The organism is uncultured Psychrobacter sp. (genome assembly GCF_947495825.1).
Classification (GTDB): Bacteria; Pseudomonadota; Gammaproteobacteria; order Pseudomonadales; family Moraxellaceae; genus Psychrobacter.
Genome location: NZ_CANMAH010000007.1, coordinates 46,872 through 61,119, shown reverse-complemented (window position 1 = coordinate 61,119; position 14,248 = coordinate 46,872). Strand labels below are relative to the sequence as shown.

At 44.4% G+C, this 14,248-nt stretch carries 14 protein-coding genes; 7 read left to right on the top strand and 7 right to left on the bottom strand.

Annotated features, from left to right (window positions below):
- Positions 1–37: 37 nt before the first annotated feature.
- Both trmD and rplS read left to right on the top strand, forming a co-directional pair.
- Complete coding sequence (gene trmD / locus Q0895_RS08785) at positions 38–832, top strand: tRNA (guanosine(37)-N1)-methyltransferase TrmD (protein WP_299187858.1); 795 nt, start codon at positions 38–40, stop codon at positions 830–832.
- Between the two features lie 136 nt (positions 833–968).
- Positions 969–1,391 (top strand): 50S ribosomal protein L19, encoded by a 423-nt coding sequence (gene rplS, locus Q0895_RS08780; protein WP_299187855.1) that lies wholly within the window; start codon positions 969–971, stop codon positions 1,389–1,391.
- Between the two features lie 214 nt (positions 1,392–1,605).
- Here rplS and Q0895_RS08775 read toward each other — a convergent pair whose 3' ends face one another.
- Positions 1,606–2,163, bottom strand: a complete 558-nt coding sequence (locus Q0895_RS08775) for a DUF4442 domain-containing protein (RefSeq protein WP_299187853.1) — start codon at positions 2,161–2,163, stop codon at positions 1,606–1,608.
- A 456-nt stretch (positions 2,164–2,619) separates the two neighbouring features.
- Here Q0895_RS08775 and Q0895_RS08770 point away from each other — a divergent pair, with 456 nt between their 5' ends.
- Together Q0895_RS08770 and uvrC are read left to right on the top strand one after the other, a co-directional pair.
- Positions 2,620–4,146 (top strand): DUF3360 family protein, encoded by a 1,527-nt coding sequence (locus Q0895_RS08770; RefSeq protein ID WP_299187850.1) that lies wholly within the window; start codon positions 2,620–2,622, stop codon positions 4,144–4,146.
- Positions 4,147–4,288: 142 nt separating this feature from the next.
- Entirely contained in the window at positions 4,289–6,133 is a 1,845-nt protein-coding gene (gene uvrC / locus Q0895_RS08765; protein WP_299187847.1) for an excinuclease ABC subunit UvrC, read from the top strand.
- Positions 6,134–6,242: 109 nt separating this feature from the next.
- On the opposite strand, the gene Q0895_RS08760 is transcribed toward uvrC, so the two are convergent.
- The 3 genes from Q0895_RS08760 to lgt form a co-directional block, all read right to left on the bottom strand.
- Positions 6,243–6,815, bottom strand: coding sequence for a dihydrofolate reductase (locus Q0895_RS08760; RefSeq protein ID WP_299187844.1), 573 nt, complete (start codon positions 6,813–6,815; stop codon positions 6,243–6,245).
- A gap of 48 nt (positions 6,816–6,863) precedes the next feature.
- Positions 6,864–7,724 (bottom strand): thymidylate synthase, encoded by an 861-nt coding sequence (locus tag Q0895_RS08755; protein WP_299187841.1) that lies wholly within the window; start codon positions 7,722–7,724, stop codon positions 6,864–6,866.
- A 70-nt stretch (positions 7,725–7,794) separates the two neighbouring features.
- Positions 7,795–8,679, bottom strand: coding sequence for a prolipoprotein diacylglyceryl transferase (gene lgt, locus Q0895_RS08750; protein ID WP_299187839.1), 885 nt, complete (start codon positions 8,677–8,679; stop codon positions 7,795–7,797).
- A 209-nt stretch (positions 8,680–8,888) separates the two neighbouring features.
- Between lgt and Q0895_RS08745 the strand changes: the two genes are divergently transcribed.
- Positions 8,889–9,707: an NRDE family protein gene (locus Q0895_RS08745; RefSeq protein WP_058369602.1), complete on the top strand. Its 819-nt coding sequence runs from the start codon at positions 8,889–8,891 to the stop codon at positions 9,705–9,707.
- Between the two features lie 78 nt (positions 9,708–9,785).
- Here Q0895_RS08745 and Q0895_RS08740 read toward each other — a convergent pair whose 3' ends face one another.
- The gene (locus Q0895_RS08740; protein ID WP_299187836.1) at positions 9,786–10,307 is read right to left on the bottom strand and encodes an RNA pyrophosphohydrolase; all 522 of its coding nucleotides are present in this window, start codon (positions 10,305–10,307) and stop codon (positions 9,786–9,788) included.
- A gap of 433 nt (positions 10,308–10,740) precedes the next feature.
- Between Q0895_RS08740 and Q0895_RS08735 the strand changes: the two genes are divergently transcribed.
- Both Q0895_RS08735 and Q0895_RS08730 read left to right on the top strand, forming a co-directional pair.
- The gene (locus tag Q0895_RS08735; RefSeq protein ID WP_299187833.1) at positions 10,741–11,154 is read left to right on the top strand and encodes an OsmC family protein; all 414 of its coding nucleotides are present in this window, start codon (positions 10,741–10,743) and stop codon (positions 11,152–11,154) included.
- Positions 11,155–11,168: 14 nt separating this feature from the next.
- Complete coding sequence (locus Q0895_RS08730; RefSeq protein WP_299187830.1) at positions 11,169–11,594, top strand: MAPEG family protein; 426 nt, start codon at positions 11,169–11,171, stop codon at positions 11,592–11,594.
- 110 nt (positions 11,595–11,704) lie between these two features.
- Here the strand turns inward: Q0895_RS08730 and Q0895_RS08725 are convergent, their stop codons facing one another.
- Together Q0895_RS08725 and Q0895_RS08720 are read right to left on the bottom strand one after the other, a co-directional pair.
- Positions 11,705–12,700 (bottom strand): tRNA-dihydrouridine synthase, encoded by a 996-nt coding sequence (locus Q0895_RS08725; RefSeq protein WP_299187827.1) that lies wholly within the window; start codon positions 12,698–12,700, stop codon positions 11,705–11,707.
- On the bottom strand, positions 12,690–14,186 hold the full coding sequence (locus tag Q0895_RS08720) for a UvrD-helicase domain-containing protein (RefSeq protein WP_299187824.1): 1,497 nt from the start codon (positions 14,184–14,186) through the stop codon (positions 12,690–12,692). Before Q0895_RS08720 ends, Q0895_RS08725 begins: the two co-directional genes overlap by 11 nt.
- Positions 14,187–14,248: the final 62 nt, after the last annotated feature.

The window sequence follows — 14,248 nt, the reverse complement described above, 5'->3', positions numbered from 1 at the left end:
GGTAACATTTAGCGAGCATTATTTAAACAGAGGTCAGATGTATTTTGCTGTGATTAGTATTTTCCCTGAGATGTTTGCCACGATTCGTGATTTTGGTATCACGGGACGAGCAGTGACTCAAGAACAAATCACAATTGAATGCATTAACCCACGTGACTATACCACGGATAATTACCGCCGAATTGATGAACGTCCTTATGGTGGTGGTCCTGGAATGGTGATGATGGCCGAGCCATTATCAAAAGCCATTGAGGATGCACGTCTGCGTGCTAGTCAATATGGTTGCCGTATTGATAAAGCACATTGTCCGGTGGTTTATATGTCACCACAAGGACAAGTGCTTAGCGAAAATAGTGTGATCAGCATGACTGAGTATGATGGCATGATTATATTGTGCGGTCGTTATGAAGGGATTGATGAACGTTTATTATCGCAGTATGTCGATATGGAAGTGTCACTTGGTGATTATGTACTGACTGGCGGTGAGTTACCGGCAATGGTACTTATGGATAGTGTGATACGTCGTCTACCTAATATAATGGGTGATGATAAGTCAGCTGAGCAAGATTCGTTCGTTGATGGTTTGCTTGATTGTCCACATTATACCAAGCCGCATGAGTTTGCTGGTATGAGCGTCCCTGAAGTGTTGCTATCTGGACATCATGCCAATATCGCTAAATGGCGTTTTAGTCAACAGGTCGAGCGTACTAAAGTACGGCGTCCAGATTTGTGGCAAGCATTTACTCCAAATGCGCAGCAAGTTGCTTGGCTAAAATCACTGGCAAAACAAGATAGCGTGAAGACAGTTAACAATGAAGATTTTGATCAATAATAAAACAGGTCATACGACAGTGGCCGTTTTTTAGACCCCATTTATGTTGTATCTCGTAAGTACGTGATACGATCAATTATTACAAACAGGTGATATGCGTAAAGCCTCTATTATCTAATGTGAGGAGATAACTCTCATGAGCAACAAGCATCCATTGGTTCAGGTCATCGAAAATGAACAACTACTTGAACGCCCAAACTTTGCACCAGGTGATACTATCGTGGTTCAAGTAAAAGTACGTGAAGGTGAGCGTGAGCGTTTGCAGGCCTTTGAAGGTGTGGTCATCGCTAAGCGCAACCGCGGTCTGAACTCAGCGTTTACTGTCCGTAAAATTTCAAGTGGCGTTGGTGTTGAGCGTGCATTTCAATTGCATTCACCACTCATTGATAGCATTGAAGTGAAACGCCGCGGTGCTGTTCGCCGTGCGAAACTGTACTACTTACGTGAGCGTTCTGGTAAATCAGCACGTATTCGCGAAAAGCTTGGTAGTCGTCCAGCTGCTCAGAAAAAAACTGATGCTGGCGTTCCTGATGCAGTTGAAACTGCACCTGGTATCTAAGTTTAAGCATTGCGCTAAAACCTGCCAACGCTCTTAAGTTTTTTAATATAGCGCTTAGGAGTGAAGCAAAAGTAGATACAAGCCCTTATTCATAGGTTTATTTATAAATAAGCGGGCCATACCAAAAAAGACAAAACCCCAATCTGAGCGTCAGCCAGATTGGGGTTTTTGTATGTAAGAAGCTTACTTTAAACCTAGTTGTCAACGTTATTAATTAGCTATCAACGTTGTCTATACGGTTGCTCTGGTCTTTGGATTTACTGTACTTACGCAAGCGTATATAGATGGTCTTAGTAACCGTAGCGATGACTTTTTGCTGACTATCCACGATATCTGTTTGATATTCGCGGAATACAGGTTCGCCGTCTTTTGCCAGCTCTTGAATAGTGGCAATTTCTGTACTAGGGATTTTCATGCGTGTTGTCACTTTGCTATTGCCGGGAGCAACGAACTCAATATGCGAGCTCTTATCCCACACCACATAGGTACTGCCTAATTGATGCATGAGCATCAGCATATAAAAAGGATCAACCATCGAATATAAGCTACCACCAAATTGTGTGCCGACGATGTTTTTGTTCAGACTATTAAGACCCATACTGACTACACACAAACCCTGATCTAAATCAATATGCTCGACCTTGATACCAGCGCCGACATAGGGAGCGTAGGTATTGATCCGCAGCTTAAGTAAGTGCGGCGTTAAAAGTGGCATGACGTTCTTTTTAGTTTTGCGTTTTAAATTTTCTAGATTCTTGGGTAGGAAGCTCATACTGTTATTCCTTTATCTTTCTTTATCTTTCTTTATCTTTTACGGTACGTAAAGATGCTCATATATTGATAATCATCATTTCTATTAATTATGGACTGAGCTAATTATAAACTGAACAAAAAACATCTATCATAGTCAAAAATAAAAACTGTCACCAGCCTTAAAGCGTAACGAATGTTAATTATTCAATAATATCAATACTATAGTAAACGTTTGGCTTGTTATCAATATAAAAGAGATTTGTTTATTAGGGTTAGATGGTCGCTAAGAGCGGTGTTAGTCACCCATCAAACTGCGAATAAAAGAATGAGTGTTTTGGCGGCAGAACTCGCAATCCTAGCCTTGATAGCATACAATGGCTACCAATTTGTGTTGGGCAGCTTATTTTTTGTACGATTTTGGGCAAATAAGTCGTCACTAATAGAAACGAATCCTCAGTTGGCATAAGGAGATGTGATGAGTAGTAACGAGATCCCCGCTTCAAGAACCAATCCGCAGCAGTCAAATACAGCTCACTACGATGATGAATTGCAAGGTAGCTATACTGATTTGCATCAGTCAAGCTCAAGCTTTGATAGTCGTGATGCTTATCTAAATCATGAACTACAGATTATGCAGCCCAAGCGCTGGCGCATGAACTTGCCGTTTCGTGATTATCGTTTTGAATATGAAGACACCATTCCAGCGATGGCCGCGACGATCGGTAAAGTCGTTATGGTGGGGGCTATTGCCGCTACGTTTGCAGGGCCGCTTGGGCTAAGCGATGCCTTTGTTTTAGAAAACGTGCGCTATGAGCTGTTAATCGTCGCTTTCTTTGTGATTTTATTCTCAGGGTTTTTGCTACCGACGGCCAACCTTGCCGGTACGCACGGTCCGCTGATTCCACTGATTCCTATTGTCGTTGCCGCTGGTGGTCACCCGATGGCCTTTGGTCTGCTCATCGGTGCTTTTGGTCTATTACTAGCCATTAGTAAAGGAGGCAGTCTGCTGGCAAACTTGACCAGTAAAGGTGTGTGTGGTGGTCTGCTGCTTTATTTGGGTTTTATTGGCACCCTCTCGCAGGTCAAAAATCTATTTGCATGGGCCGAAGGTATCGGCATGGCGCATATTGCCTTTGTGGTGATTTTGCTGACCATCATCCTGTACGCGGTATTAGAAAACTTCCAAAAGCGTTGGCTGGCTGTACCACTAAGCTGCTTATTAGGTGGTGGCGTAGCCTTTGCTATGGGTGCGCCCTTTGCTTTTGAGACAGCGCCAGGTCTGCCCAACATGAATCCGATGTACTGGTGGGGAGACAATACTGGTTGGATGTTAGGTTTGCCAACGGTTGAGAGCTTCGTGGTGGTATTGCCGTTTGCGGTATTGGCCGTCGCCATGTGGTCGCCTGACTTTTTGGGTCATCAGGTCTTTCAAAAGATCAGCTACCCAAAGCGTACCGAGCGCGTGTTGATGGATATCGATGACACCATGACCAGCGCCTCTATTCGTCAGGTTGCAGGCTCTGTCCTTGGCGGGGCAAACTTTGCGTCATCATGGGGTACTTATATTGTGCCGGCGGCGATCGCCAAGCGTCCGATTCCAGCGGGTGCGGTACTCACGGGACTATTTTGTTTGATCGCAGGTATCTGGGGCTACCCGATGGATTTGGCTATTTGGGAGCCGGTGATGTGTGTGGCGCTGATCGTCGGGGTCTTTATCCCACTGCTTGAGGCGGGGATGGAGATGACGCGCGAAGGTAAAACCACGCAGTCAGCTGCTATCGTGGTCTTTGCCTCAGCCTTGGTCAACCCTGCGTTTGGCTGGTCGATTACCTTGGTACTTGATAACCTAGGGCTGATTGGCTCTAAAGAACGTAGTGCGAGCCTATCAAAGATGAGTCGCTGGATTATTCCTGTGATTACCTTTGTGATATTGACTGGTGTCATGGCGGTCGTTGGTATGTTGCCAGGTATTCCTGCACTATTACCGAACTTCCGTCATTAGAGATTTTGCCTACCATAAAAAAGAAAAGCCAGCTTCATGCTGGTTTTTTTGTGCATAAACCTATAGGAGTCGATAACTTGTAAAACACAGGCTACCGCCCCATAATTAGCTGTATATCAGTATCTTAAGAGCAATGAATTTTATGGTTGATGTCTCAGAAATAAATACCACAGATAATAAAAAAGCCCGTCTTAAGCACCTTATCAAACGCCTGCCAAATCTGCCTGGGGTCTATAAGATGCTGGGAAAAAACGGCGATATCTTATATGTGGGTAAAGCCAAGTCGCTTAAAAGCCGAGTAAATAGCTACTTTGCCAAGACCATTGATCATCCAAAGACACGCGCACTGGTGGCACGCATTCACGATATTGAAACCATCATTACCCGTAGTGAGACTGAAGCATTGCTGCTTGAGCAAAACCTGATTAAAGAGTATCGCCCCCCTTATAACGTGCTACTACGTGATGATAAGTCTTATCTGTATGTGTTTATCTCAGCGGATAAACCTTATCCGAGATTGGCTTATGGACGCGGCAAAGGTAATCACCAAAAAGGTCGTTTCTTCGGTCCTTTTCCCTCTGCTCATGCGGCCAAAGAAACCTTGGTATTGATGCAAAAAATGTTTCAGATGCGCCAATGTACCAATACTTTTTTTAAGCAGCGTAAGCGCCCGTGCCTTGAATATCAAATCAAGCGTTGCCGTGCACCCTGCGTGGGCTTGGTGTCGCCAGAAGAGTATGCAGAAGATGTGAATAATACCATTCGCTTCCTTAAAGGTGACTCGAGCGATATTCACAGTGCGCTTATAGAAAAAATGGAAGGCGCTGCCGAAGCGTTGGATTTTGAAAAAGCGGTATTTTATCGAGATCAGCTGTCTATGCTACGCGAAGTACAAGCACGGCAAGCGGTTTATACTGTGCAGGGCGAGGCTGATGTTATTGCGATTGCCAGTCAAGCTGGTATGACCTGTGTCAATGTGTTGACGGTGCGCGGCGGCCGCGTACTTGGTGGCAAAAACTACTTCCCTGATGTCGATAGCAGTGAGTCGCTCGCAGATAATTTGTCCGCCTTTATTACCTCGTTTTATTTTCAGGTAACCGATGACTTGCCAAGTGAGATTATTCTAAGTCATGAGTTGCCTGATCAACAAGCAATCAGCGAAGCACTGACTACACACTTTGAGAGCAAAGTCGTTATTAAGACTAATGTACGTGAACATCGCTCAGAGTGGCTGGACTTGGCTAAACTAAACACCAATAATGCGCTCAAAACTAAACTGGGCGACTATCTAGAGCTGCATGCACGCTTTGGCGCACTTAAAGACGTGTTGGCTGACGTCACTGATCGCACCATAGACCGTATTGAGTGCTTTGATATTTCTCACACCATGGGCGAGGCGACTATTGGCAGCTGCGTGGTCTTTGATCAAGGTGGCTCGCGTCGCCGTGATTATCGTCAGTATGCGATTCATGATATCCAAGGCGGCGACGACTATGCAGCGATGAAGCAAGTACTGACACGGCGCTATAAAAAGCAGCCACTGCCTGATCTGTTGCTGATTGATGGCGGGAAAGGACAGCTTGGCATCGCCAAAGACGTCTTGACCGAGCTTGGTATTTTAAATGACACGCTGCTCGTTAGTGTGGCAAAAGGAGAAGGGCGCAAAGCTGGTCTGGAAGTATTGCACTTTATCGATCATGAGCCGCTCGATTTGCCTATGGATAGCAAGGCGCTGCATTTATTGATGCATATTCGCGATGAGGCCCATCGTTTTGCTATCACGGCGCACCGTAAGAAGCGCGATAAGCGCCGTTCGTCGTCCGTGCTAGAGGTGATACCAGGACTAGGGGAGAAGCGCCGCCGTGACTTGCTCAATCACTTTGGCGGTATACAGCAGCTGCTTGGCGCCTCTCAAAAAGAGTTGGCAGGTGTGCAGGGGATTGGGCCTGTATTAGCCAAGACCATTTATAAGGTATTGCATGAGTAGGCCGATTGATATTTGCTCAATTCGGACTTATGGCAATAAAAAACGGGGCTGCCTTAGATGATTCTAAGGCAGCCCCAATTTTTTAATATTTTTCGTAAAATAGCTTCTATTACTCAGTGAATTTTTTTCTATAAGTCACAAACTTAAAATCCAATCCACTTTTCTCATCACTCATTTGCTCAGACTCTTCTGCGACTTCAAACTCGCTTGGCAGCTCTGGATAAAAAGCATCGCAATCGAATATTTCGGTGTCTACATACGTCAGCTCAATACGATCAGTGTACATAAAGGCATCACTAAATACCCGCTCACCGCCGATAACCCAAATCGTATCAAGATGGGCACCATGCGCAAGGCTTGCCGCTTGCGTTAAAGCATCATCTAAATTATGGACCACATATACATCATCACGGTCTTTGAGACCTTTTTGCTCAGCATAATCTAGCTGTGTCGTAATGATAAAGCTAACGCGCTTTGGCAATGGCTTACTGTTCATCGATTCAAAAGTCTTACGCCCCATAATGACGATACCTTGAATCTCGCCATCAGTTTGTTTGGTGGTCATTTTTTTAAAGTGCTGCAAGTCTGCTGAGATATGCCACGGCAGCTCGTTATCTTTACCAATACAGCGATTGCTACCGATAGCGACGATTTGGGCAACTTCAGTATGGGCATAACTCATAATATATCCTTATTATTCTCATCAGTAATATGAAGTAAAAAACAGTCTTTATACCGCAACTTTTGCTTTGATAGCGGGATGCGACTCATAACCATCAACGCTGATATCTTCATAGTTAAACGCAAAAATATCATCGACGTCAGGGTTAAGCGTCAATGTTGGTAGCGTATAAAGCTCGCGCGTCAGTTGCAGCTCGACTTGCTCACGGTGGTTTTGATAAATATGACAATCACCGCCCGTCCAGATAAATTCGCCCACGCCCAGTCCGCAAACCTGCGCAATCATGTGAGTCAGTAGGGCATAGCTGGCGATATTAAACGGTACACCTAAGAATAAATCTGCTGAACGCTGGTAAAGCTGGCAGGACAGCTTGTTGTCTGCAACAAAGAACTGAAACAGCGTGTGGCAAGGCGGTAGGGCAACTTGCTCGGCTTCACCTGGATTCCAGCCTGAGACGATTAAACGTCTGGAGTTAGGGTTGGTCTTGATTTGCTCAACCACTTGAGCGATTTGATCGACGCCGTCATTATTATAGCGACCTCCCTCATTTTTAGTCGCGCCATAGTTGCGCCACTGGTGACCGTATACTGGCCCTAAATCGCCAGCAGGACGATTGAAGCGCGCTGTCTGCTCCGCTGTTGCCCATTCATTCCAAATGCGTACGCCATTCTCTTGCAAATAATCAACGTGAGTACTACCGCTTAAAAACCATAATAGCTCATAGACGATAGATTTGAAGTGAACTTTTTTAGTGGTTAACAGTGGAAAACCATCCGCTAAGTCAAAACGCAGCTGCGCGCCAAAATGGCTTAGCGTACCTGTGCCCGTACGATCCCCTTTTTCAGTACCGTCAGTCAATACTAGCTTCAATAAATCAAGATAAGCTGCTTCGTTCTTAGTAGTAATCATGACTTTTTAGATTCCATAATCTTTGGTTTTGATGTATCTCAATTTTCATGCGTCTTAATTTTAAAACGTCTTAATAGGCAGACTGACGACCCCAGTCATAGATATCGCGCTTGTAAGCATAAATAATTAGTAAAATACCGATAAGAATCATCGGAGCGCTTAGTATCTGTCCCTTAGTAACCCAGCCTAATAAGATAAAGCCTTGATCGGCATCTGGCTGACGAAAGAATTCAACGATGAAGCGACTAAACCCATAACCGAGCATAAAGACGCCAGTGACCGCCATACGCGGACGCGGCTTGGACGAATACCACCACAATAACAAAAACAATAGCAGACCTTCAGTAAGCGCTTGATAAAGCTGTGAAGGATGACGCGGTAGTAGATATTGCCCATTTACTTCCATCATCAACTCTTGTAATTGAGGATTGGCTTGCAATTGCTGCATATCAAAGGCAGCCGCTTGTGGAAAATAAGTCAGCCAATTGTAGCCGCCATCAGATATGCGTCCCCAAAGCTCGCCGTTAATGTAGTTGCCGATACGTCCGAATAACAGCCCTGTTGGCACACAAGGTACAATGAAGTCGAGCACTTGAAAAGGTGACTTTTTATATTTACGGGCGAAATACAGCATACCAAGCCCGACACCGATCAAGCCGCCATGAAACGACATGCCGCCTTCCCAAACTTTAAAGAGATAGGCTGGGTTTTGTAGTAATTCACCGAACTGATAGAACAAAACGTAGCCAATACGACCACCTAATATAACCCCGAGCGCACCAAAAAATACCAAGTCAGAGACCATATCGGTCGACCAGTTATCACGCTTAGTACTGCGATACCAAGCCAAACCGTAAGCGGCGCCAAACGCTAATAAATACATAAGGCCATACCAGTGTACTTCTACTGGACCCAAGGATAGCGCCACGGGGTCATACTGAGGATGAATCATCATAAGAGTGTCATAATTATTGATAATAGAATGAGGGACATAATAGCAAAAATAGCTACTTAGGCATACCAAATAACTGTTAGTACAGGAGTAAACAGTTTCTTCGTACCAACTTATCTGACCCTAGTAACGTCTAGAAAGAAAAGTAGAAAACCGCTAAGATGTAAAGCTGTGTTATGACAACTGTAAACTTTAAAATAAAAAGGAATTTTATGTGCATCGTCGCCATTGCTTGGCAACTATTTGATGAGTTGCCATTAGTACTATTGTCTAATCGCGATGAGTTTTTGCAGCGCCCAACTAAGCCGCTACATCAGTGGTCTGACAAACCTATCTATGCTGGGCGTGATAGTCAAAGTGGTGGCACTTGGTTGGGTATTCATCAAGAACAACATACAGATTTGTATGAGCAAAATGGACGCTGGGCCGCCGTACTGAACTTTCGCGATGGTGTGCAGGCACGTTTGGATGAACGCTCACGTGGCGCGCTTGTTACGGATTTTTTGTCCAGCAGTATAAGTCCGATGGACTTTGCACGGAAAATCAGCTTGCAAGACTACGCAGGCTTTAACCTCATTATTGGCGATGCAGCGCAGGCTGTCATCGTTAATAATCGCGGCCATGCACCAACACCCTTGTATGCAGGCTTGCATGTCCTCTCTAACGGTCAGCCAGAAGATAGCTGGTTTAAGACTGAGCGCCTGCGTGGACGACTACGCCAAGAAGTCCTGCCGCTAATTGCGGAAAACAACTCGCTTGAATATTGGCAAGATGCGGCATTTAATGTGTTATCGGATAACATGCCAGCTCCAGCAAATAAGCTACCGAATACTGGCATGGCTATTGCGATTGAACAAAGACTATCATCTGTATATATTGAGCCTGTAGATTTGACAGGGCCTGAGGATGGAGTAATACCAAACTATGGAACCCGCACACAAAGTATTTTAACGCTGCGTAATGATGCCAAAGAAGCAACAGTTAAAGCTAATATTGCAAGCCGAGAATTTGATTATTCAAATACGCCATAGAAAATGCTCACATTGATATCTAAAGTTTCTAGATATCAATGTGAGCATCCGTAATGCATTCTGCATCGGGTTGTCTAATTATTCCATCAACAAATGATTGTCCTGTTCAGGAATAATTAGCTCTTGTCTAAGGGGTAACTCGCGTGCCAATTCTTGCAAAGCACGGCGGTATACCCCGCGTTTAAAGTGAATCACTTGTCCTAGTGGATACCAGTAACTGACCCACTGCCAGTGATCAAACTCAGGTTTACCCGCATCAAAGCGGATATGTTGCGCGTTCGGCTCATCTAAGCGCAGCAAAAACCATTTTTGTTTTTGCCCAATACACAGCGGATGTTGTCCATGGCGCATGTAGCGCTTTGGCAGACGATAACGCAACCAATCTTGCGTAACTGCCAATAAGTCTACATGACGAGGATATAATCCGACCTCTTCCCAGAGCTCCCGGTACATCGCATCCATCGGCGTCTCTCCGCGATCGATACCGCCTTGCGGGAACTGCCAAGCGTTGTGACCAATACGTTTCGCCCACAGAACTTGCCCCTGTGTATTTGCTAAGATGATGCCGACATTGGCGCGAAAGCCGTCTGCATCTATCATGAACAAACCCTTAAAGTTATTTAAAAACAGCTTATCTCAACAGTATAAAAATATAACAATCATAATTATTGTTAGGTGAATGGTATATTCATACTAGTAAAACAAGCTTTATTACCATCATTAAAACAAGAAATAGACCAAATGTGTAACAGTATTTTGCTATAAAATGTTTCACAAATTTAAACGTTTAAAATCAATGGCTTGAATAAAAGGTTTTGTAGGTTTGATAATTTAATTAAGCTTATCAGCCGATAGAAAAAGTACAGTGGTATATAGTAATGTGGTTAATGCGATAAAAATGACTTGTGCTATATGACAGATCGTCTATAAAACCCCGTTTTATCCTATGCTAAACTAACCTTGTACTGTTAATATTATTAAATACAAGAATATCTAATGGTTTTAATCAAAATTTATGAAAGGACAGCGGATTATGGCAGAGTCAAAAGCGAGCGTTACTTGGCAAGACAACAAAGCATTTATGGGTGTGTCACCATCAGGACATAACGTACAAATCGATGCGGATAAAGAAAAAGGCGCAAGCCCGATGGAGCTGATACTATTGGGGCTTGGAGGTTGTGCCAGTTATGACGTAGTAGCAATTTTGCAAAAGTCTCGCCAAGACGTGACGGACGTACGCTGTGAGCTGACGGCGCAGCGTGCTGAGACCGTACCAGCGGTATATACTGATATTCATATGCACTTTGTGGTAACCGGTCAAGATATCAAAGATAAGCAAGTCGAGAAAGCTATTCAGTTGTCAGCAGAAAAGTACTGCTCAGCCAGTCGGATGTTGGTGCAGGGCGGAGTGAATGTTACTCATGATTTTGAAGTTATTGCAGGGTAAGGGTAGAGATAATTATGAGTGCATTATTTAGGTTAATTCCTGACACCGCTGCAGCCGCAATTTGGGCGATGGTGGTTGCAAGTTTGCTTCCACTGGCCATGGCGCTGTTAGCAAAAGCTGTCGGTGGCTTTAGATTGGCTGACAATGCACATCCACGTGATTTCTTGCAACGCACGACAGGAGTGGCAGCACGTGCTAATGCCGCTCAGCAAAATAGTTATGAGACCCTACCTGTCTTTTTGGCAGCGGTATTGGTTGCGATGTTATTCTTTGTTCCGCAAACGATTATCAATACTTTGGCATGGTTATATGTGCTGATTCGTATTGGTTATGGCATGGCTTATATTGCCAACTTATCAATGTTTCGTTCAGTGCTTTGGGTATTGTCAATCATATGCTGTTTGATGTTGTTTTATCTGGCGATTAGAATTAGCACTTAGTTTGTAGCTGAAAGTTAAAAACAACTACTAATAGCTATTAGCTACGTAATTATCTAAGCCGTATAACCTTTATAAAAGGTTATACAGGTATTGAACATAAAAGCGGCTAATTATGACTGCGTACTCGACTGTAGCGCAGCTATAATAGTCGCTTTATTTTTTTCTCGTTTGACATTTTCCCACAGTATTTGCGCTTCACTATAGCCTTTAGTAAGCATGCCAAGCCACTGTTTATAGCGACCAACCAAGACCACATCGTTTTTGGCTTGACCTTCCAAAAACTTAATCTGATGCGTAATCAAATCTTGCCATAATAAGGTTGCGTTACTACCTAGATTCTGCTGATTGTTATGGTCAATCTGTGCAATCAGATCTGGACGAGTAACAGCGCCGCGCCCTAACATAAGATGTGTTGTCCCTGACTGCACCATACAGTGTTTTGATTGTTCTGCATTCCAAATCTCGCCGTTGGCAATGACTGGAATACTAAGTTTGTTAAATGCTTTAATCTTGTCCCAATAAGCAGGTGGCTTATAACCTTGAGTTTTGGTACGCGCGTGAATAGTAAGCCAGTCTGCACCGCTATCGCTAATCGCCCCGCGAATATCATCCATACGACTGGTATCAGTATAGCCCAAGCGAATCTTGGCAGAGACTGGAATGTGAGTAGGCACTGCCCGCCGTACCGCACTGATAATCTCATACATGACTTCTGGCTCATCCAATAGTACAGAGCCGCCTCGGTGATTGTTGACCGTCTTGGCAGGACAACCAAAGTTGATATCGATAGCAGGCGCACCCAGCTCACATGCGTAGGCAGCATTCTCAGCCATCAACTGCGCTTCGCTACCAAGCAGCTGAATATGAATGGGGGTACCAGATGCGGTTTTTGCGTCATGGTGCAGCTCAGGTACATATTTATAAAATACATGCACGGGCAAGACAGTTTGAGTTACGCGAATAAACTCACTAACTGACCAATCATAAGGACGGCCCAAATCTGACGCAATTTGAGTCAAGATTTGGCGCATCAGGGGGTCAGTTAACCCCTCCATAGGCGCAAGGAGGCGGACGGGTTGTTTAAAAAATTGCTGCTTAATTTCCATAAATCACTTTTTTGCCAGTCTGTAATCCTGATATCAAGTCTTGAATATTATGCACATCTAAATTGGCCTGCGCACGTGTACAAGCGACATAAAGTAAGCGTAATTCCTCAGGATTAATCTTCACGCCATTCGTTGTGACATCATAATAAAAATCATCGTCGAGCTGAACGCGCGACCATTCAAGCCCCTTCGCTTTATGCGCGGTTGAAATTACATAATCGGCATTGTCGATGCTGGTCAAACTATTGACCGCTTGGCTTAGGACATTGGTGCCGTGATCATCGACCAGTTTGACCAAAGTTTTAAGATCGCTACCTTCATTGGTTTCAGAGTATTCTTGTACATCGCCCCAATTATAAAAATAGGCCAATTCAGGCACACCATAAGCAGATTTGCCGTTTTTTAGGTTTTCGGCGGCTTGACAGAATTTGAGCATACGATCGGTATCGGCTTGCAGCGCCACGCGATGACCAAGTTTAAGTCCAGTTAATAGCTGCGCCATGGCAGCCGCATTGGTACGGCAAAGGATGGCATCTTTTTTACTGTGTACCATACCTTTTTCAGTAGATGAGTGTTTGTCTGGATTGCCTTTGAGAGGCACATCTTCTTGTAGTGCCTTTAATAAAGTATTGGCCACTTCAGCAATTGGCTCACCGAAGCGAAAAGATTGGGTTAATAGTGTTTGCGGCAGTGGTAGCTTTTTCATCGCATTGACTGCACCGCGCCACTCATAAATCTGCTGATGAGCGTCGCCAACATAGATCACTTGCTTTGATTGCTGAGTCAAAATACCCATCATGAGCGGGTCAGCATCTTGCGCTTCATCAAACAAAATGAAGTCTGCAGGAATGCTGGGCTTAGATAGCGCCCATAATTTTAGATAGATATCATGACCGATACCAGCAGGATGGCGGGCATCAATAGACTGTAACCAGCGCTGTTCAACAGCAGGGTAGAGCATCTCACGTAGCTGCTCGGCATCAGACTCATCGAGCCAGCTTGGAAATAAAATATGCCTTGGTGCAGGGTAGCTGGCATGAGTACTACAAAAGTTACTAACTGCGTCACTGACAAAACGCGCTAATCTAGCGGGTGTTAGCGTAATATATTTATTAATACCATCCATCTGGCGCCGTACTTGTACAGGCTGCAAGCCCAAATCATCGCCAAGGCGTTTGGGTGAAAAGCGTGGCAAAGATAGTTTGGCCGTAATGTCACGAGCGACATGGCGATAAGCAAGCGAATGAAAGGTACGGCAGTCTACGTGACTTGGAAATTTTTGCCTTGCATCATTGGCGATGGCTTTGTTAAACGCTAGATATAAGCCGCGTCCACGCAAGCGCTCACCGATAAGTTTCAACGTTGTGGTTTTACCAGCACCTGCATAAGCGACTACTTTAAATGACTTATGATCCATGGCCATATTAAGCGCGCTGAGCTGCTCATCAGTGGGATCGCTCATATAAGCTGGCATAGATGCGGACATAAAAAGCTACCTAAAGTACAAAAAGTGATTAAAAACAACTGGGCCAAAAAAAGCCACTGAGT